We start from the raw sequence: 21,049 nt of genomic DNA, 5'->3' as shown, positions 1-21,049 counted from the left end.
GCTATTATCGACCAATTATCGGCAACACTCCAACGAATCTTCTATGCAGTTAAATGAGACCATCGCCCGTCAGATTGTCGAGCGCACCATGAAAATCATTCCCCACTCGATTAACGTCATGGATGATAAAGGGCGAATTATTGGCTCGGGCGATCGGGCTAGATTGCAACAAAAACATGAAGGAGCGGTGCTCGCGATTACCGAACATCGCGTCGTTGAGATTGACGAAGCAACCGCACAGCACCTTAAAGGGGTAAAGCCGGGGATCAACTTACCAATCATCTATCTTGATCAAGTTATTGGCGTTATCGGTATTTCAGGTACTCCCGAGCACGTGCAGCACTACGGTGAGCTGGTCAAAATGACTGCTGAACTGATCGTTGAGCAAGCCGCATTGATGTCACAAGTTGAATGGAACAAACGTCATCGTGAAGAGTTGGTATTACAGTTAATCCAAGGTGCAAAGCTCAACGATACTCAACTCAATACGATCGCTGAAAGGCTAGAACTGGATTTGAGCCAACCTCGAATTGCCGCTGTAGTAAAAGTCATTCCGGATAAAAATCAGTCATTCTCACTAGAACACTTACAGCAATTGGTGCATTTATTAGAATATCCAGAGCGAGATAATTTGGTCGGTATTCTTTCGGTGTCAAAAAACGAAGTTGTGGTACTAAAGCCTATCTCTCTCACTGAATCAGGTTGGTCAAAGCAAGCCGAAACCAAGCGAATCAATCAACTCCTAAAACGAGTGAAGAAACTCAGTAATTTCTCGATAAAAATCGCCCTTGGTGAGTTCTTTTCTGGGGTTGATGGTTTAGCCAAATCTTATGAAACTGCGCAACTCACGATGCAATCCGTTAGCGCTCAATCTGGAGAAGTCTTTTTCTATCAAGATCATAAATTACCAGTATTAATGAGCTCCATTTTGAGTGAACCATGGAAGGCAGAACAATTACGCCAACCTTATGATTTATTAAAACAATATGACACTAAGGGAGTATTAATCCGCACTCTTACTGAGTATTTTGTACAAAATTGTGACGCATGTCAGACTTGCCAAAAACTTCATATTCACCGAAATACTCTTAGATACAGGCTAGAAAAAGTAGAGCACGTTACATCTTTAAGTATCAACAACTTAAATGACATTTTACAGCTATATATTGCTATTAATTTATTCGACACAAAATAGCCAATTTGTGCAAACGCACAAAAACATTGCCATTTGTTGGTGTTTTATTTGTCATAACGGCTAAAGACGACTTTTACTTCAGTCCCTATATTTGGCGAAAAATTATTCTTACAACTTTTCTTCTGGAAATAGAACATGATTGAAGTCTCTACTCTCGGCGCTCTCGCAGCGCTCGTCGTCGCGATAGCATTAATTCTAAAAAAAGTACCGCCCGCATATGGCATGATCATTGGTGCCCTAGTCGGTGGTGTTATTGGTGGTGTATCGCTCACTGATACCGTTGGTTTAATGATTGGTGGTGCACAAGGCATCGTCACCGCGGTATTACGTATTCTTGCAGCTGGTGTGCTTGCTGGCGTACTGATTGAATCAGGCGCAGCAACCTCTATCGCTGAAACCATCGTTAAGAAAGTCGGCGAAACTCGCGCACTACTGGCGCTGGCACTCGCAACTATGATTCTAACTGCGGTTGGCGTGTTTGTTGACGTTGCGGTTATTACTGTATCTCCTATCGCGCTTGCGATTGCTCGTCGTGCTGACATTTCTAAAACGGCAATTTTGCTTGCCATGGTTGGCGGCGGTAAAGCGGGTAACGTAATGTCTCCAAACCCGAATGCGATTGCAGCGGCAGACGCATTTGATGTACCACTGACTTCTGTGATGGCTGCGGGTGTTGTTCCGGGCCTGTGTGGTCTTATCTTGGCTTACTTCATCGCTAAACGCTTAGTGAACAAAGGCTCTAAAGTAGCAGAATGCGAAGTTGTCGCGGTTGATCACAGCAAGCTGCCTACCTTTACTGCTGCGATCATCGCACCTCTCGTTGCGATTGCACTACTCGCACTACGCCCTATCGCAGGTATTAACGTTGATCCACTGATTGCCCTACCACTTGGTGGTCTGATTGGTGCCGTCGTGATGGGACGCTTTAAAGACACTAACCACTTTGCAGTCTCAGGCCTAAGCCGCATGGCACCGGTCGCGGTAATGCTACTGGGCACCGGTACTCTTGCAGGTATCATCGCAAACTCTGGCCTAAAAGATGGCCTAATCAATATTCTTACCGCGTCAGGCCTACCTTCATACCTACTGGCGCCGATTTCTGGTGCGATGATGTCGCTAGCAACCGCTTCAACTACCGCAGGTACTGCTGTTGCTTCTAACGTATTCAGCCACACCATTCTTGAACTAGGTGTGCCGGCTCTTGCTGGTGCGGCAATGATTCACTCTGGTGCAACGGTGCTAGACCACATGCCACACGGTAGCTTCTTCCATGCAACAGGTGGTGCTGTCCACATGGATATCCGTGAGCGTCTTAAACTTATTCCTTACGAATCAGCGGTTGGCTTAATGATCGCATTCGTTTCTGTCATGATGTTTGGTGTATTCGGTCTGTTTGTATAAGGCTCTGAGGTTAAAAATGAAAATTGTAATTGCTCCTGATTCATACAAAGAAAGCTTAACGGCAATGGAAGTGGCTACTTCGATTGAAAAAGGCTTCCAACACGTATTACCTCAAGCGGAATACATTAAACTACCGATGGCCGACGGTGGTGAAGGCACTGTGCAATCACTGGTCGATGCGACAGGTGGTGAGATCATCCATCATCAAGTAACGGGTCCATTAGGCCAACAAGTAGAAGGTTTTTATGGCCTACTCGGTGATGGCAAAACGGCCATCATCGAAATGGCAGCAGCATCTGGTTTGCATTTGGTTGAGCCAGAGCTTCGCAACCCACTGCTAACCACCACTTACGGTACGGGCGAGTTGATTCGCGCAGTATTGGAGCGCGGCGTAGAGCACATCATTGTCGGCATTGGCGGCAGTGCAACTAACGATGGTGGCTTAGGTATGGCTCAAGCCTTAGGCATTCGTATGCTAGATTCTGCGGGTAACCCGCTCGGTCATGGCGGCGGTGCTTTGGCTAACCTAGCCACCATTGATACCTCTAATTTAGATCCTCGCTTAGCGAATGTTCGCCTAGAGGTGGCATGTGACGTAGATAACCCTCTATGCGGTGCGAAAGGTGCTTCTCACGTATTTGGCCCACAGAAAGGGGCAACGCCAGAGATGGTCGAACAGCTAGACAATAACTTAAGCCACTATGCTGAGGTCATGAAAACGCAGTTAGGCAAAGATGTAAAAGAGATGGCGGGTGCTGGTGCAGCCGGTGGATTGGGCGCGGCTTTACTGGGTCTGCTAGATGCAGAACTTAGACCGGGTATCGAGATCGTAATGGATGCGGTAAACCTAAGTGATGTGTTAAAAGATGCCGATCTTGTCATTACAGGTGAAGGACGTATCGACAGCCAAACCATTCATGGTAAAACCCCTATTGGTGTCGCACGTTGCGCCAAACAATACGACCTACCTGTGATCGGTATTGCGGGTTGTTTATCGGCTGATTGTGGCGTGGTGCATGCGCATGGTATCGATGCTGTGTTTGCGGTCGTTAATCGCTCAGTTGATTTGGCCACCGCACTCAAAGAAGCAGCGGAGAATGTAGAGATCACGGCTCGCAACGTAGCAACAATCTACAAAATGCAAAAATAGCTCTAAGCCTGTTAATAAGGTAAAAAAAACCGCTGAATATTCAGCGGTTTTTTATTGCTATCAATACTGATTAAGCCGGTTCTTGGAAGATAACCGTGTCTGCTTTTTGCGTGTACTGACCCATACGATGGAAATTTAGATAACGGTAAGTATCAGCCGCTGTCGCATCAATCTGCTGCGCGTACTGTAGATACTCTTCCTTAGTTGGAATCTTACCTAAAATCGCACCTACCGCTGCAAGTTCAGCAGACGCTAGGTACACATCCGCACCTGTACCTAAACGGTTCGGGAAGTTACGTGTTGAAGTAGACATCACTGTTGCTTTATCTGCCACACGCGCTTGGTTACCCATACAGAGTGAACATCCCGGAGTTTCAATACGAACCCCTGCACGGCCGAAGATACCGTAATAACCTTCTTCAATCAGTTGGTCTTTGTCCATCTTCGTTGGTGGCGCAACCCATAGACGGGTATCAAGTTGACCATTGAACTTCTCAAGCAGTTTACCTGCCGCACGGAAGTGACCGATGTTCGTCATACAAGAACCGATAAACACTTCATCAATCTTGGTATTTTGAACTTCAGACAACAGACGCGCATCATCTGGGTCATTTGGCGCACATAGAATTGGCTCATCAATGTCAGCCAAATCAATTTCAATGATGTGCGCGTATTCCGCATCAGAATCCGCTTCCATTAGCTCTGGGTTTGCAACCCACTCTTCCATCGCTGTAATACGACGCTCGATAGTACGGCGGTCACCGTAGCCTTCAGAGATCATCCACTTCAACATGGTGATGTTCGAGTTAAGGTATTCTTCAATCGACTCTTGAGAAAGTTTAACGGTACAACCCGCAGCAGAGCGTTCTGCTGATGCATCTGATAGCTCAAATGCTTGCTCAACGGTTAAATGCTCGACACCTTCAATCTCAAGTACTCGACCTGAGAACTCATTGATCTTACCTGCCTTTTCAACGGTCAGTAGACCTTGTTGAATCGCGTAGTAAGGAATCGCGTGGACTAAATCACGTAGAGTGATGCCTTCTTTCATTTCGCCTTTAAAGCGAACCAAAATAGATTCTGGCATATCCAATGGCATAACACCGGTTGCTGCTGCGAATGCAACCAAGCCTGAACCTGCTGGGAATGAAATACCCAGAGGGAAACGAGTATGTGAGTCACCACCTGTACCGACAGTATCTGGTAGTAGCATACGGTTTAGCCACGAGTGAATAACACCATCGCCCGGACGAAGTGACACACCACCACGGTTCATAATGAAATCAGGAAGCGTGTGGTGAGTGTTTACATCAACCGGTTTAGGGTAAGCAGACGTGTGACAGAAAGACTGCATTACAAGGTCAGCAGAGAAGCCAAGACAAGCAAGGTCTTTCAGCTCATCACGCGTCATTGGGCCAGTGGTATCCTGAGAACCCACGGTGGTCATTTTTGGCTCACAGTATTGACCAGCGCGAACACCCTCAACGCCACATGCTTTACCAACCATCTTTTGAGCTAGGGTATAGCCTTTATTTGAAGCAGTTGGATCTACAGGTTTAGCAAATAGATCGGTTTCTTCTAAGCCAAGCGATGTGCGAGCACGGCTAGTTAGGCCACGACCGATAATCAGTGGAATACGCCCACCAGCACGAACTTCATCAAGCAATACTTTGCTTAGTTCAAAGCTAGAAATTTTCGCATCACCTTTGCGTACAACGCCTTCGTATGGGTAGATGTCAATTACATCGCCCATATTCATATCTTGTACGTTAAGCTCAATCGGTAGTGCACCTGAATCTTCCATCGTGTTGTAGAAGATTGGAGCAATCTTACCACCTAAACAAATACCGCCAGTGCGCTTGTTTGGTACGTAAGGAATGTCATCCCCCATGAACCACAATACTGAGTTGGTCGCCGATTTACGTGAAGAACCAGTACCAACCACGTCGCCAACATAAGCCAGTGGAATACCGTCTTTTTGCAGTTCTTCTATTTGAGCGATTGGCCCTACGCTACCAGGTTCATCTGGGTTGATGCCATCACGTTCCATTTTAAGCATCGCTTTAGCATGCACAGGAATATCAGGACGAGACCACGCATCAGGGGCTGGTGACAAATCATCGGTGTTGGTTTCACCGGTGACTTTAAAGACTTTAACGGTGATTTTTTCTGCGACTTTTTCTTTCGAAGTAAACCACTCAGCATCCGCCCAAGACTGCATAACTTGTTTAGCGTACTGGTTGCCTGCTTTGGCTTTGTCTTCCACATCATAGAACGCATCAAACATCAGCAGAGTATGTGATAACGCTTTTGCTGCGATAGGAGCAAGTAGCTCATCATCAAGAAGGGCAACCAAAGGTTCAATATTGTACCCACCCTGCATAGTGCCAAGAAGCTCGGCTGCTTTCTCGCGGCTCACCAATGGTGATTCGACTTCTTGCTTAGTAACGGCAGTTAAAAAACCCGCTTTAACGTATGCGGCTTCATCTACACCCGGTGGAATTCGATTTTCAAGAAGATCAAGAATAAAGGCTTCTTCACCTTGTGGCGGGGCTTTAAGCAGCTCAACAAGTCCTGCAACTTGCTCAGCATCTAGTGGTTTAGGTACTACTCCTTCGGCAGCACGTTCTTCGACGTGTTTACGGTAGGCTTCAAGCACGACTTATTCCTCTCATTGCGGTCCCTCCTCAATTTATAATTTCTATTAATAAACCTGAGGAGCAACATCCTTGGAAACTTTGGCTCTCCATTGCCACTTTTGTCATTCTTTTTAGACTGATAAACAGCGCCAGAGAGGCCAAACTGTGGGCGGCATGATAGCAAATTTAACGATAAATTAAAATCTCATCATTTTGACCAACATAGCAACTTAAGACTAAAGTCCTATGTTTTCATCTGCTATCGCACCTAACAAATAAACTACCAAAAAGGCAATTTGTCTATTTATTTCAGCTATTTGAATGTTGTCCCTATAATCAAATACACTGAATCAAACTCATTCTCAGTACGGCCATAAGCCAACATAATTGGCCCGAGTGGCGAATCAACACCCGCAAACAACGAGCCGCCAACATACAAAGGTGCATCCTCTAATTTGATATCGGGGTCAGACCAAACCCCGCCGTATTCTAATGATGCGCCAACGTAGAACGGCGAGGTAAACAGACCGAAATCGTTGTCAAACCAACGGTAGCGGTAAACCAAACTACCAAATGCTTTGTTTTGTCCAACTAAGCTATTTCTCGGAATTCCAGATAGATTTAAGAAACCACCTAGCTCCTTTGGATCGATAGGTAGACTGGATTTTTGACTTTCGATAAAGCCAGTATCAACAGTTGCGACCAAAGTATGGCGATCGACACTATAAGCACCGATAAAGGTTGCACCAAACTCATAAACCGTATCGTTCTCTTCACTGCCTTCAACCAATATCGAATTACCTGATATTTCATCACGAGAAATCAAGTAATCCAAATCTAGATACATACCTCGAGTCGGAAGACTAAAACTATCCAATGTATCAATTCGATAGTTAGCAAACACACCTAAACGCTTAAAAGATGCATCGCCTAACGAAGGTAATGATGAAAAACCACCATCGCCATCGGTATAACGACCACCCAATTTAAACTCACGCCATAGGGTTTGCTGGTAACCTAAAGCGACCTCCGCTACCCACTCAGTATATGTCACAGGTAAAAAGTCCTGCGTTGCTTCAAGTGTAGTATCATCAAATCCATTTACCGGAGCATTTCGGTTTTGGTTACTATAGCTAACACCCAAAGTGGTAAATGCCTTTTGACTAGAGAAAAACGGGCTGAATAGCTCTGCCTCGAACGCTTTGTCTGTGCCCATTTCAACGTTAGCGCGCAGCTCTGCACCGTGAGAATTTAAATCGGTAAAGTTCGTTGATACACCAATCGAATATTGACTATCGGTACTAAAGTCATCTTCGAGGAAGAAACGGAAATTAACGTAGTTTGGCCCCCACGCTTTCTCATTTACATCAACGACAAGCACATCTTCGTCATCACGCTTTTCATACTGATAAGTAATCAGTTCAAAGCGGTCTAAGGCATACAAATCTTGCACACTGCGTTCAATTTCGGCGGTGCTTAGTATTTGGTTAGCGTCTAAGTTTAGGCGATTCTCAAGCAAATCATCGGTGTAGTGAGTGTTGTTGTTGACCACCACATCACTTACTACAATTTCATCACCATAACGCAATTGTTTACGCGCGTGTTGCTTACGGTCGATGTATTGTTGATATTCCGTGCTAGACACAGATAACGCGGCAAGCTGCTCTTTCGCTCTCAAAGCTACTTGGTAACCTGTCTGATACGCCTCTGGCATACGATCAAACTCTGTCGTTTCCATTTCACCCACCTCTGGACGCAGTAAAATATCGTCCTCAGATAAGGTTTCTGCTTGCTTCGCAGTGCTGCGGCGCACTAAGTAGTTAGACAGTTGATCGGCCACGGTAAATAAATCAGTAAAGTCTTCTTCGGTTTTATAGTCAGTACTGATATCAACCGCGATAACGATGTCTGCGCCAAGATCACGGGCCACATCGACGGGCATGTTGTTGGTCACGCCGCCATCCACCAGCAGACGATCGTTAAGCTGATAAGGAGGTAGAGCGCCAGGTACTGACATACTTGCCATCATGGCATCAACCAAGAAGCCATCAGAAATAATCACAGGCTCTAACTTGACGATATCTGTCGCCACAGAACGGTAAGGAATAGCCAGTTGATCAAATGAGCTGAATGCAGGTAAGTTCCCTGAGGTTTCACGCAAGATTTTTAGCATGTTCTGCCCTTGCACAACCCCACGAGCTGCCTTGATTTCCCCCCAACCTAAGCCAAGGTCGGTGGTCAGTTGGTAACGGTCTTCATATTCTTTATCACGCACTCGACGCTGACTGCGATCAACGCGATCTCGGTAGCCATTGTTCCAATCTATCGTGGTGATAAAACTTTCGATTTCATCAGCGCTCATGCCCGTCGCATACAAACCACCCACATAGGCACCCATGCTGGTACCCGTGATGTAATCGACTGGAATCTTCATCTCTTCAAGTGCTTTCAATACACCGATATGGGCAGCACCTTTAGCGCCACCGCCAGCTAATACAACCGCGACTTTAGGACGCTCATCTTGAGTCTCTGCAACGGCTTCAGCTCGAGCTAAACTAGGCAAAGCGACTAAAACAACCATTAATGCATGGCAAAGCTTCTTCACGACGAACATTCCTTTATCGATGACTTCTAAACTGTTTTGGGTGACTACCAGCTGAATATATTTTTCAACCATTGTGCGGGTTGGTTGTCACACTCTTGCTGCAACTTACCATTTTCATCCCAAACTGGCAGCTTAAAATTGTTACTACAATCAAGCTGTAAGTCACCTTTTTCAGTTTTTGCAAAACCTAAAGTACTGATGCCTTTTGGCCAAGGTAAGCTTAGCTGAGTCGGGATTCGATGCTGCAAATATTCCGCATACACGCGTAGAGCGCCGCTAGAGCCGGTTAATTTGGTCGATTTATTGTCATCACGCCCAAGCCAAATGGTAGTCACCTCTCGGCCATCAATACCCACAAACCAGCTATCGCGAGTATCGTTACTGGTGCCGGTTTTACCTGCCAGCGCAGCCCAAGCGAACTGACTATTTAGGTAACGACCCGTCCCCTCAGCAACCCCTCGTTTCATCGCGTAAGTGGTTAACCATGCGGCGCGCTGATCAACCGTTTGTTTTGCGCTAGGTAACGATTGAAACAGGATCTCCCCTTCCATATCGACTACAGAACGTAACGCGGAAAGTTTCGCTTGCTTGCCCGAGTTGGTCAGAGTTTGGTACATCTGCGCCACTTCAAATGGTGTTAGGGTAAATGAACCTAAAAACATCGACGGCACAGGACGAACTTCACTGCGCGGCACACCTAGTTGTTCTAAGGTATCCACCACGTTATCAATGCCTAATTGCATTCCCAATTGAACAGTTGGGACGTTAAGAGATTTCGCGAGCGCAATGTAAAGAGGTACATCACCACGGAACTTACGATCGTAGTTACGCGGCGACCACACATTGCCTTTCGAGCCCTTAAGACTGATTGGCTTATCATTTAACGTCGTCGCTAAGTTATAGCGCTCAGGCTGTTGCAGCGCAGTTAGGTACACGGCTGGTTTTGCCAAAGAACCAATTTGGCGACTGGCATTTAATGCTCGGTTGAAGCCATCATAACCTGTGCGTTTGCCCCCCACCATGGCTCGAATTTCACCACTATGGCGATCAACCGCTATGGCTGCGCCCTCAAGCGAGTTACCTGCCACTTTTGCCAGTTGAGGGATCTTTTTCTCTATCGCTTTTTCTAGCTGATCTTGTGACACCGGATCGAGCGACGTAAACACGCGTAGCCCTTTGCCCGACTCATACGCGTCCCCTACCTTTTGCTTTAGCTCGATTTTCACTTGTTGGAAATAAGCCGGCTGACGACTAGCGATTTGTGGGTTCTTTTGAATATCTAACGGACGACTGGCCGCTTGCTCATATTCGCTCGAGGTTAATAAGCCTTGTTGCATCATCAAGCGCAGCACCAAATCGCGACGTTTCTGTGCGCGCTCAGGATAACGCACAGGATTGTAATACGATGGGCCTTTTACCATGCCTACCAATAGTGCCAACTGATCAATGCGCAGCTCTTGAATCGGCTGACCGAAGTAAAGGCGAGACGCCAAGCCAAACCCATGGATCGCCTCCCCACGGCTTTGGCCTAAGTACACTTCGTTTAAATACGCTTCTAGAATTCGATCTTTGTCGTAACGGTAATCTAAAATAAGCGCTATGTAAGCCTCACGTACTTTACGCCATAAGGTTCGGTCGCTATTTAGAAATAGGTTCTTCGCCAACTGCTGAGTTAACGTACTGCCACCTTGTACCGTGCGACCAGCTTTTAAGTTCACCACCATGGCACGCGCAATGGCTAGTGGTGATACCCCTTCGTGCTGATAAAAGTCTCGGTCTTCGGTCACCAACAAAGCATCCACCATCACTTCCGGGAACTCTTCACGGCGTAAGAACAAACGCTGCTGATCTTTGTTTTTCTCTAGCATACCGAGCATTTTCGGTTCGATCCGTAGGTAACCAAAATCCTTCTTAGTCTCTAAAGATTGGATGCGCTGCAAGCCGCTATCACTGAAGTAGAGCATCACATGGCGATCAGGCTCTGGACCATCGGTAAACTCAAATGGGCGTCGAATTAGCTCAATCTTAGTTGAAGAGGAAGAGTACTCACCCGGATATTTAGGTTGGCGAACTTTACGATAATTGAGTACATCCAACTCATTACGCACCTCTTTGATGCTGATGCCGTCGCCCGGAGAGAGCGTTAAAATGCGTGCATAAACCACGGTCGGCAACTCAAAAAGCTGACCTTCAAATTTCTGCTTAACAATATTATCGAGATAGATACCGACAAACAGCAAAACCGCAAAACCTGCAATGGCTAACTTCCAGCTAATGCTCCACAGCTTTTTGAGCCATGAAGATTGCTTACTCGAATTCCCTTTATTGCTCGACTTAGCACGAGGGCGCTTAGTCGATTTTTTCGCAGGCGTCTTACGTGTGGTTTTGGTGGTTTTCTTAGTCATTATTTATCTTGTTCTGTATTTATTTCAGTCACTACTTGTGCAGCTGACGTTTTGTTTTACTGGTCGCTTCATGATTAGCAGGATCATCAGGCCACACGTGTTTAGGGTAGCGACCTTTCATCTCTTTTTTAACTTCTGAATACGCTCCTGACCAAAAACTTGCAAGATCACTGGTCAATTGAAGAGGTCTTTGCGCCGGAGAGAGTAATTCTACCACTACTGTTTGCTTACCTAATGCGACTGTTGGCGAAGTTTGCTCGCCAAACATTTCCTGCATACGAACAGACAGTACGGGTGGCTGCCCTGTTTGATAACGAATTTTTTTGTTGCTGCCAGTGGGGACTCGGTAATGCGTTGGCAGCCATTGGTCGATCTCTTGGCTTAAAGGCCAGCCCAGATAGGCATTAATCGCTTCGGTTAGATTCACTTTATTGAGTGATTTCGCTGAGGTTACACCAACCAAATACGGCGCAAGCCACTCCTCCAAAGAATCAAGCAACGCTTGCTCTTGCACGTTTGGCCATGCTTGTTCCGGTAGCCATTCGCTCGCACAACGAATGCGAGTAACAAGTTCACTTGCGCTCTCTGTCCAGTTCAAGCAACTCAAACCTTTACGACGCACAAAGTTAAGCAAAGCCTCAGTCATCTTTTCAGTAGGAGGGTTGGGTAGCGCTTTACGAGCGATAATCAAACGCCCCCATAAAGTACGCTGCTCAGCCACTAAGCGGCCTTTACTCTCATCCCAATCCGCGACGTCTTGCTCGATAAACAACTCAGCAAGATCTGTTTGCAGATCCGTAATATCGAGCGATACGGCTAAATTAAGCAAGGAAGAGTCCGAGCGACCACGCATTAAATCAATCGCTATCAGATAGTCTTGGTCAGCCATAGGATCGTCTTGCCTCGCTTCAACGCCATGACCGTTGGCTAAGATAAATTTACCCTGTTGGCTAACACCTTGATGGACACCTCGGTTCTGAGCCAATCGGTCAGGGTATGCCAAAGCCAGTACTAACCCCACGAGTGACTCATTGATGTTATTCGCCTTAAATGGCGAATTCAGTTTCTGCCCGAGCGCTTGCGCTCGGCGACTCACCATACTTTGCTTACTGTGCTTACCTTGCTTAAATCGATGAACACTATGGAGCAAATCAGACACATTGCGCTCAGGTTCTTCAATCAAAGCAGCGACCGCTATCGCCGTATCTAACCACCCAGAGTGCTGCTTAGCATGCATCAGCATCGCCATGGATCGAGGCTCACCGCCCAACTGTTGAGCTTGCTGACCCAATGGCGTGAGCTGATGACTATCATCCATTAAACCAAGACGCTGCAAAAGTTGCCTCGCTTGATTGAGGCCTTGCGCAGGAGGCACATCCAACCAACACAGATCCGATGGGTCAACACAACCCCACTGCGCCAACTCCATCGCTAAACCAGATAAATCCGAATGGTTAATTTCTGCACTTGGTACAGCAGGCTGTTGATTGAGCTGGCTTTCACTGTACAAGCGCACGCAAATGCCCTCTTCTATACGGCCAGCACGGCCAGCGCGCTGCTCAGCAGAAGATTGAGCAATACGCACCTGTTCCAACTTGGTGACGCCGGTTTTCAAATCGAATTTCGCCACTCGCTCTAACCCCGAATCCACCACAATACGAATGCCTTCAATGGTCAACGACGTTTCTGCAATATTGGTCGCCAATACCACCTTGCGACGGCCTTGCTGCGCAGGCTGAATCGCTTGTTGCTGCTGTTTAAAATTAAGCTGCCCATGCAAAGGGCACACATCAATATCACTCGCTAGTTGGGTAAGCCTTTCTTGTACTTGATGAATGCTGCCAACACCGGGCAAAAATGCCAGTAAAGAACCAGACTCTTGGCTCATCAATGAGGTAATTTGCCTTGCCATCACATCAACAAAATAATCATTGGCTTTAAGCGGTAGATAACGTTTTTCTACCGCAAAAGCGCGGCCTTCAGATTCGACATAGTTAGCCTCAGGCAAGAGCGCCATCAAAGCATGTTGATCTAAGGTGGCCGACATAACGATCAGCTTAAGATCTTCTCGCAGCGCTTCTTGAATTTCCAAACTCAGTGCCAGAGCCGTATCAGCGTGAATACTGCGTTCATGAAACTCGTCAAAAATGATCATATCGATACCAGTAAGCTCGGGATCGGTCTGAATCATTCTCGTCATCACCCCTTCGGTGACGATCTCTAATTGGGTATTGGCGCTCACCTTATTCTCACCACGCACGCGATACCCCACGCGCTGCCCAACCTCTTCACCCAACTGCTCAGCTAAATAGCGAGCGATATTTCTAGCCGCCAAACGACGTGGCTCAAGCATAATTATTTTGCTCGCAACCACTTGTTCTAATAGTAATTGCAGTGGGAAATATGTTGATTTACCAGCGCCGGGAGCCGCTTTAACAATCAGTTGAGTATGAGAGCGAACACCTGATAAAAGCTCAGGCAACACAGCTTGAATGGGCAGTTGTGACAAAGGAAAGGCCTTGTGATGTAATGATGGTCACATTGTATAGAAGAATCCTAGTCAGACCAAAATGAAGTTCGAACCAAAGCTACAAGCTGCAACGCTTATTAAACGCTATAAACGCTTTCTCGCTGACATTACTTTGCCAGATGGCAGCGAACGCACTATTCATTGTGCCAACACTGGCGCGATGACAGGTTGTGCAACTGCGGGTGATACAGTGTGGTTTTCTACCTCCGACAACCTTAAACGCAAGTACCCAAATAGCTGGGAATTGACCGAAACACCAGCAGGCCATCATATCTGTATTAACACCGCACGCGCCAACCACCTAGCAGTAGAAGGTGTAGAGCAAGGTGTAATTTCTGAATTACAAGACTATGCTCAACTGCGAACTGAAGTGAAATATGGCCAAGAAAATAGTCGAATTGATATCTTGCTCAGCGATGAATCAAAGCCAACATGCTATATAGAGGTAAAGAGCGTCACCTTATTGGATGAAGGGGCACAACAAGGCCAAGGCTACTTTCCTGATACCGTGACCACTCGAGGACAAAAACACCTACGTGAATTGGCAGAAATGGCTAAAAATGGAAACAGAGCGGTACTTTTATTCATTGTTTTGCATTCAGGTATTGAAAAAGTTTCTCCAGCGCACCATATAGACGCCAAATATTCACAATTACTGAAAACCGCGATTGAACAAGGAGTGGAAGTCCTGTGCTACAAGGCAGAACTTTCCCAATGTGAGATGAAACTCGTAAAGGCTGTTGATTTTTGTTATCAAAGTTAAAAAATGATGCCGTCTTCACATTGACAATAACTTTACTCAACAGTATTTGCCTCCTAAAGTTCTTTTTGCTATAGATACCCGCCTTAAAATTAACTGCTCAAGCAGTTGACTAGGTGTTAGTAGGAGATGCTGCATGCCAGAATCGAAGAAAAAAGCGCTAGGCATCCTAGCCATTGCAGGTGTTGAACCATACCAACAAAAAGCAGGTGAAGAATACATGTCACCTGAAATGTTGGATCATTTCAAAAAGATTTTAACCGCTTGGCGCGACCAGCTCAGGGAAGAAGTAGAGCGTACTGTCCACCACATGCAGGACGAAGCAGCTAACTTTCCTGATCCCGTTGACCGTGCTTCGCAAGAAGAAGAATTCAGCCTAGAGTTACGCAACCGTGACCGTGAGCGTCGTTTGATCAAGAAGATTGAAAAGACGCTAACTAAAATCGAAGAAGACGATTTCGGTTTCTGCGAATCTTGTGGTGTTGAAATTGGCATTCGTCGTCTAGAAGCGCGTCCAACCGCTGACCTTTGTATCGACTGTAAAACACTTGCAGAGATCAAAGAAAGACAGATGCAAGGTTAATCAAACCTGCATATTGAGAAAAGGGAGCGTATTGCTCCCTTTTTTAGTTTTATTATTTAGCTTTCTGGCGAAACCCAGTTTTTCGTTATAATAGCCCCATCAACCTACTTAACCGCATTTACTATGAGTTACATTGGTCGCTTTGCCCCATCGCCCTCTGGCCCGCTGCATTTTGGTTCGCTTGTTGCCGCTATAGGCAGCTACTTTCAAGCGAAATCACAACAAGGTAGATGGCTAGTCCGTATTGAAGATCTCGATCCACCGCGTGAAATGGCAGGTGCTTCTGAACTTATTTTGAACACATTAGAAGCCTACCAACTGCATTGGGATGGTGAAGTCGTCTATCAAAGCCAGCGCCATGATTTATACCAGCAACAGATAGAGCAATGGCTAGAACAAGGCCAAGCTTATTACTGCCAATGCACCCGTAAAGCGATTAAAGCCTCTGGCGGTTTTTACCTTGGCACATGCCGAGATGAAAAGCTTACGGGTAGCGAGCCTTACGCGATTCGTCTAAAGATGACTCACCCGGTTTATCACTTCAATGACCAAAAACATGGTCAACTGGCGATTCCTAAAGCATTGGCAGATGAAGATTTTATTATAAAGCGCCGCGATGGCTTATTTGCGTATAACCTTGCGGTAGTATTAGACGATATTGATCAAGGTGTCACTGAAGTGGTGCGAGGTGCAGACCTAATTGAGCCAACTGGCCGACAAATGAGTTTGTATCAAATGCTTGGCCATCAACCAGTTAGCTACTTACATTTGCCGCTTGCATTAGATGAACGTGGCAATAAGCTATCCAAGCAAAATCATGCTCCGGCGATTGATAACAGTAATCCAAAGCCCGCTTTAATAGAGGCAATGCGCTTTCTTGGCTTTGAAATGAATACGGATATTTGCCAAGCCTCATTAGCGGAAATCATCGCTTGGGGAGTGAGTAATTGGCAGATAACCCAGCTACCTAATTCAACCGAGATCACACCAATATTCTCAAATCGGCCTTGTTAGGCTATTATTAGCCGCAAATTCGCCTCTGAGCGTTAGAATTTAATGGAAGCAAAGCGGGATTTTGAAACCTGATTTTGCCAGAAGCACATGAATAAAAACGACTATACACCCAGCGAGAACGTGAGTATCACCGAGCTCGCTCTAAATATTATTACTCGCCAAGAGCACAATATTTCGCGCAAACAGATCAGTGACAATGCACTGAAGGTGCTATACCGACTTCATGGTGCTGGTTTTGATGCGTACCTTGTTGGCGGTGGCGTGCGTGACCTATTGCTTGGTCAAGCGCCGAAAGACTTTGATATTGCCACCAACGCAACACCCGAACAGATTCGCCAGCTATTCAAAAACTGTCGCCTAATTGGCCGTCGTTTCCGTTTGGCACACATCATGTTTGGCCGCGATATTATTGAAGTAGCAACTTTCCGTGGCCACCATCAAGAGCCGAGCAAAAATGTCTCTCAGCAATCAAAAGAAGGCATGCTGCTACGCGATAACGTGTATGGCACCGTCGACGAAGATGCAGAGCGCCGCGACTTCACCATCAATGCGATGTATTACAACATCGGCGACTACTCAATCCACGATTACGCCGGTGGAATGGAAGACCTTGAAGATAAGTTAGTCCGTCTGCTTGGTGATCCAGAAACACGCTACCGCGAAGACCCAGTGCGCATGCTGCGCGCTGTGCGCTTTGCCGTGAAGCTTGATTTTGATATTGAAGAAGACACCGCTGCGCCAATCGAAGAACTTGCCCATCTACTGCAAGATATCCCTGCTGCGCGTCTGTATGAAGAATCACTGAAAATGCTGCAATCAGGTTACGGCCTAGAAACCTACCACCTGATGCGTGAATACAATCTGTTCCAACAGATGTTCCCAGCGGTAGCTGAGTTCTTCACTGAAGAGTACGATTCAAAGACTGAGCAGATGCTCGATCTAGTGCTTGATTCCACCGATCTACGAGTAGAAGAAGGTAAGCGCATCAATCCTGCGTTTATGTTCGCTGCGATGTTGTGGTACCCACTGCTGGCGAAAGCGGAGCAGCTAATGGAGACCCGCAACCTTTGCCATTATGATGCGGTAATGGAAGCAAGTAATTACATCTTGGACGACCAAGTTCGTAGTATCGCTATTCCTCGTCGTCACACGGCAACCATTCGTGAAATTTGGCAACTGCAATTGCGCTTACCTCGTCGCAATGGCAAACGCGCCTTCCGCCTAATGGAGCTAAACAAGTTCCGTGCGGGCTACGACTTCCTAGAAATGCGTGGCGAAATCGAAGGTGGTGACACTGAGCAACTGGCGAAATGGTGGAACACATTCCAAAACGCAGGGCGTAATATGCGCCAAGCGATGGTTGCAGATATGGATGGCAGCAGCCAAAAACCGAGCAACTACCGTCGTCGTAAAAACAAACGCAGCAGCAACAAGAAAAACCGAGCTGAATCATGATTACCGCCTATATTGCGATAGGCAGTAATCTTGCCGATCCTGTCGGTCAGGCAAACGACGCGATTGAAGCATTGAAATCAATCCCTCGTAGTGAGTTCCTGTGTGCATCTCAGCTTTACAGCAGCACACCAATGGGACCACAAGATCAGCCTGACTACATCAACGCTGTTGCGGCAATAAAAACCGAATTAACGCCACTTGAACTCCTCGATTGCACTCAAGCGATTGAGCTAGAGCAAGGGCGCGTCCGTAAAGATGAACGCTGGGGCCCAAGAACCTTAGATCTCGATATCATCCTTTACGGCAATGAGGTGATGGATTCCGAGCGGTTGACCATTCCACACTATGGAATGAGAGAAAGAGAGTTTGTTCTCTATCCGCTTGCTGAAATCGCACCAAATTTACAACTCCCTGATGGGACTGAGCTGCAACAACTACTTACACAAGTAGATCGTAATGGGCTCCGTATTTGGCTATCTTAGCCAGCTCCTAGTAAGGAAATTCAATGAAAAAAATTTCAATCAACGACCTGATGAAGTGGAAACAAGAAGGTCGTAAATTCGCTACTTCTACTGCATACGATGCAAGTTTTGCTCAACTGTTTGAAGACCAAGGCATGCCTGTTCTTCTTGTGGGTGATTCTTTAGGTATGGTTTTACAAGGTGAAACTAGCACTCTACCTGTAACAGTGGATGATATTGCTTACCACACGCGCTGTGTGCGCGCTGGTAGCCCGAATTGCTTACTAATGGCTGATATGCCATTCATGAGCTACGCGACGCCTGAGCAAGCGTGTGAGAGTGCAGGCAAGCTGATGCAAGCTGGCGCTAACATGGTGAAAATTGAAGGCGGTGATTGGCTTGTAGATACGGTAAAAATGCTGACTGAACGTGCGGTTCCTGTATGTGCACACCTTGGCTTAACGCCACAATCAGTCAACATCTTTGGCGGCTTTAAAGTTCAAGGCCGAGAGCAAGAAAAAGCGGACCGCATGGTTCGTGATGCACTAGCATTACAAGAAGCAGGTGCGCAAATCGTACTACTTGAATGTGTACCAGCGGAGCTTGCGGCTCGTATTACTGAAGTTCTAGACGTGCCTGTTATAGGAATTGGGACAGGTAATGTAACAGACGGTCAAATTTTGGTGATGCACGACATGTTCGGAATTTCGGCGAACTACATGCCAAAATTCTCGAAAAACTTCCTTGCTGAAACCGGCGACATGCGTAAAGCTGTAGCAAAATATATTCAAGACGTGGAAAGCGGTGCCTTCCCTGATGAAGCGCACACCATTGCTTAGAGGATATCATCATGCAAACTTTTGCTGACATTTCGGCTCTGCGCGAGCAGATCAAACAGTATAAGCGTGACGATCGCAAAATCGCTTTTGTCCCAACCATGGGTAACCTGCACGAAGGTCACTTAACGCTTGTACGCAAAGCACGCGAACACGCAGATGTGGTCGTGGTAAGTATTTTCGTTAACCCGATGCAGTTTGATCGTGCAGACGATCTGAACAACTACCCTCGTACACTAGAAGACGACTTAAGCAAACTTAACGGTGAAGGTGTTGAGTTAGTCTTTACTCCAACGCCGGAGTCAATCTACCCAGAAGGGCTAGATAAGCAAACAGCGGTTGATGTACCGGGCTTGTCTACGATGTTAGAAGGCGCGTCGCGTCCAGGTCATTTCCGTGGTGTTTCGACCATCGTAACTAAGCTGTTCAACATCGTGCAACCTGACTTCGCTTGCTTTGGCGAAAAAGACTTCCAGCAGCTGGCTATCATCCGCAAGATGGTGGAAGACTTAGCCATGGACATCGAAATCATTGGCGTACCAACGGTACGTGAAATGGATGGCCTAGCAATGAGTTCGCGTAATGGCCTACTGACACTGGATGAACGCCAACGCGCTCCCGTTTTAGCTCGCACTATGCGTTGGATCAGCAGTGCTATCCGTGGCGGTCGTGATGATTACGCTTCAGTGATTGAAGATGCAAGTGACCAACTACGTGCCGCAGGCCTACAGCCAGACGAGATCTTCATTCGTGATGCACGCACCTTGCAAACCATCACCGCAGAAACCACTCAAGCCGTTATCTTGATGTCCGCTTTCTTAGGTAAAGCTCGCCTTATCGATAATCAAACGCTTGATATGGTGACTGAAACCAAAGAAGAGCCAGCAGAAGCAACCGAAGCCGCAGCTGAAGATTCAGAATAATCTCAACACATACTCATAAAAATTGAGCGTTATTTAAGAGATACGAAAAAGGGTTGGCATTGGCCAACCCTTTTTATTTGTCTGCAATTTGCAGCGGTTATTTGTATAAGCTCGGCGCGTGTTCATCCGGCTGATTTTTGAAGCGGCGATGGAGCCACATCCATGCCGAAATATCACGGCGAATCATACGTTCAAGCTCGCCATTGATTACTCTTGCGGCTTGCTCTGGGTTGCGTCGTTCAACCTGATCACTGATATCATCACCGACATAAAGGGTGTACTGATTATCTTTACGTACACTCACACCAGAAATAACCGCACACTTAGAAGCATCAATCAGCATGCTACTACCTGTAGTAGTACAGGCATGTTCAACACCGAAGAATGGCACATAAACCGCTGAACGACGCCCATAGTCATGATCCGGGAGATACCATAAACGGTGCCCTTGTCGCAGCAATTTCAACATCGCTTTCACGTCTTTACGATCCACCATCTTATGACCGCTGCGTGTTCTACCACGGTGCTGAATAAACTCATAAGCTGGGTTGGTATGCGCACGATACACACCGTACCCCTTAGTAAATTGACTAAAGAACATCGCCGTAAGTTCAAGGTTTAAGTGGTGGCTACATACCACCAGCACACCGCGGTTGTTCACAACCTGCTCTAGCAACGCTTCTTTATTTACGATGTTACTGAGCGCTTTAAGACGCCACTTTGGCCAAAACCAAGCCATGCCGGTTTCTAACAATGCCATACCGGTATTGGTCATGTTCTTTTCAAAAATGTCATCACGCTCTTGTTGTGACATTTCAGGGAAACTGAGCTCAAGGTTACGCTTGGCGATTTTGCAACGCTTCTTACCCACAACTTTAACTAGACGGCCTAACAGCGCGCCAAGGAGTTGAATAAGGCGAAATGGCAGTATGTTAACGATCAGTGCTAACAAGCCGAAACCGAACCAAACCGGCCAATATTTAGGAGTTATTAGTGACCAAGTGAACTTTGGTCGAGGGACTGTGTTCATAGAAATATCTCGTAAAATGACGCTTTGAGCCTACATAATGGAAATAACGGCCAACAAGGCAG

The 21,049-nt window shown here is 46.5% G+C and carries 15 protein-coding genes; 10 read left to right on the top strand and 5 right to left on the bottom strand.

From position 1 onward, the window contains the following. The first annotated feature begins 43 nt into the window (after positions 1–43). The 3 genes from OH461_RS09665 (at position 44) to OH461_RS09655 (ending at position 3,746) form a co-directional block, all read left to right on the top strand. The gene (locus OH461_RS09665) at positions 44–1,195 is read left to right on the top strand and encodes a sugar diacid recognition domain-containing protein (RefSeq protein ID WP_270020418.1); all 1,152 of its coding nucleotides are present in this window, start codon (positions 44–46) and stop codon (positions 1,193–1,195) included. Between the two features lie 135 nt (positions 1,196–1,330). Then, positions 1,331–2,596 carry a GntP family permease gene (locus tag OH461_RS09660; RefSeq protein WP_270020417.1) on the top strand — a complete coding sequence of 422 codons (1,266 nt, stop codon included), beginning with the start codon at positions 1,331–1,333 and terminating at the stop codon, positions 2,594–2,596. Positions 2,597–2,612: 16 nt separating this feature from the next. Beyond that, positions 2,613–3,746: a glycerate kinase gene (locus tag OH461_RS09655; protein ID WP_270020416.1), complete on the top strand. Its 1,134-nt coding sequence runs from the start codon at positions 2,613–2,615 to the stop codon at positions 3,744–3,746. A 70-nt stretch (positions 3,747–3,816) separates the two neighbouring features. Here OH461_RS09655 and acnB read toward each other — a convergent pair whose 3' ends face one another. From acnB to hrpB, 4 genes are all read right to left on the bottom strand, one after another. Then, the gene (acnB, locus tag OH461_RS09650; protein WP_270020415.1) at positions 3,817–6,405 is read right to left on the bottom strand and encodes a bifunctional aconitate hydratase 2/2-methylisocitrate dehydratase; all 2,589 of its coding nucleotides are present in this window, start codon (positions 6,403–6,405) and stop codon (positions 3,817–3,819) included. Between the two features lie 293 nt (positions 6,406–6,698). Next, a complete protein-coding gene (locus OH461_RS09645) occupies positions 6,699–8,966 on the bottom strand; it encodes a patatin-like phospholipase family protein (protein ID WP_443088456.1) in 2,268 nt (755 codons plus the stop codon). 68 nt (positions 8,967–9,034) lie between these two features. Then, entirely contained in the window at positions 9,035–11,395 is a 2,361-nt protein-coding gene (mrcB, locus tag OH461_RS09640) for a penicillin-binding protein 1B (RefSeq protein WP_270020414.1), read from the bottom strand. A gap of 31 nt (positions 11,396–11,426) precedes the next feature. Beyond that, positions 11,427–13,904 carry an ATP-dependent helicase HrpB gene (hrpB, locus tag OH461_RS09635; RefSeq protein WP_270020413.1) on the bottom strand — a complete coding sequence of 826 codons (2,478 nt, stop codon included), beginning with the start codon at positions 13,902–13,904 and terminating at the stop codon, positions 11,427–11,429. A gap of 61 nt (positions 13,905–13,965) precedes the next feature. Between hrpB and sfsA the strand changes: the two genes are divergently transcribed. The 7 genes from sfsA (at position 13,966) to panC (ending at position 19,957) form a co-directional block, all read left to right on the top strand. Further along, on the top strand, positions 13,966–14,688 hold the full coding sequence (gene sfsA / locus OH461_RS09630; RefSeq protein ID WP_270020412.1) for a DNA/RNA nuclease SfsA: 723 nt from the start codon (positions 13,966–13,968) through the stop codon (positions 14,686–14,688). Between the two features lie 133 nt (positions 14,689–14,821). Then, on the top strand, positions 14,822–15,268 hold the full coding sequence (gene dksA / locus OH461_RS09625; protein ID WP_270020411.1) for an RNA polymerase-binding protein DksA: 447 nt from the start codon (positions 14,822–14,824) through the stop codon (positions 15,266–15,268). 123 nt (positions 15,269–15,391) lie between these two features. Next, the gene (gene gluQRS, locus OH461_RS09620) at positions 15,392–16,282 is read left to right on the top strand and encodes a tRNA glutamyl-Q(34) synthetase GluQRS (RefSeq protein WP_270020410.1); all 891 of its coding nucleotides are present in this window, start codon (positions 15,392–15,394) and stop codon (positions 16,280–16,282) included. Between the two features lie 87 nt (positions 16,283–16,369). After that, positions 16,370–17,737 carry a polynucleotide adenylyltransferase PcnB gene (pcnB, locus tag OH461_RS09615; RefSeq protein WP_270020409.1) on the top strand — a complete coding sequence of 456 codons (1,368 nt, stop codon included), beginning with the start codon at positions 16,370–16,372 and terminating at the stop codon, positions 17,735–17,737. Next, positions 17,734–18,219, top strand: coding sequence for a 2-amino-4-hydroxy-6-hydroxymethyldihydropteridine diphosphokinase (gene folK / locus OH461_RS09610; RefSeq protein ID WP_270020408.1), 486 nt, complete (start codon positions 17,734–17,736; stop codon positions 18,217–18,219). Before pcnB ends, folK begins: the two co-directional genes overlap by 4 nt. A gap of 23 nt (positions 18,220–18,242) precedes the next feature. After that, positions 18,243–19,037, top strand: a complete 795-nt coding sequence (panB, locus tag OH461_RS09605) for a 3-methyl-2-oxobutanoate hydroxymethyltransferase (RefSeq protein ID WP_270020407.1) — start codon at positions 18,243–18,245, stop codon at positions 19,035–19,037. A gap of 11 nt (positions 19,038–19,048) precedes the next feature. Further along, positions 19,049–19,957, top strand: coding sequence for a pantoate--beta-alanine ligase (gene panC / locus OH461_RS09600; RefSeq protein WP_270020406.1), 909 nt, complete (start codon positions 19,049–19,051; stop codon positions 19,955–19,957). 97 nt (positions 19,958–20,054) lie between these two features. Here panC and lpxL read toward each other — a convergent pair whose 3' ends face one another. Continuing rightward, on the bottom strand, positions 20,055–20,987 hold the full coding sequence (lpxL, locus tag OH461_RS09595) for an LpxL/LpxP family Kdo(2)-lipid IV(A) lauroyl/palmitoleoyl acyltransferase (RefSeq protein WP_270020405.1): 933 nt from the start codon (positions 20,985–20,987) through the stop codon (positions 20,055–20,057). Between the last annotated feature and the right edge of the window lie 62 nt (positions 20,988–21,049).

It is taken from the genome of Vibrio sp. LaRot3 (assembly GCF_027587025.1).
In the GTDB taxonomy this organism is placed as follows: domain Bacteria; phylum Pseudomonadota; class Gammaproteobacteria; order Enterobacterales; family Vibrionaceae; genus Vibrio.
The sequence above is the reverse complement of the archived record's forward strand: the minus strand, read 5'-3'. Positions and strand labels throughout refer to the sequence as shown.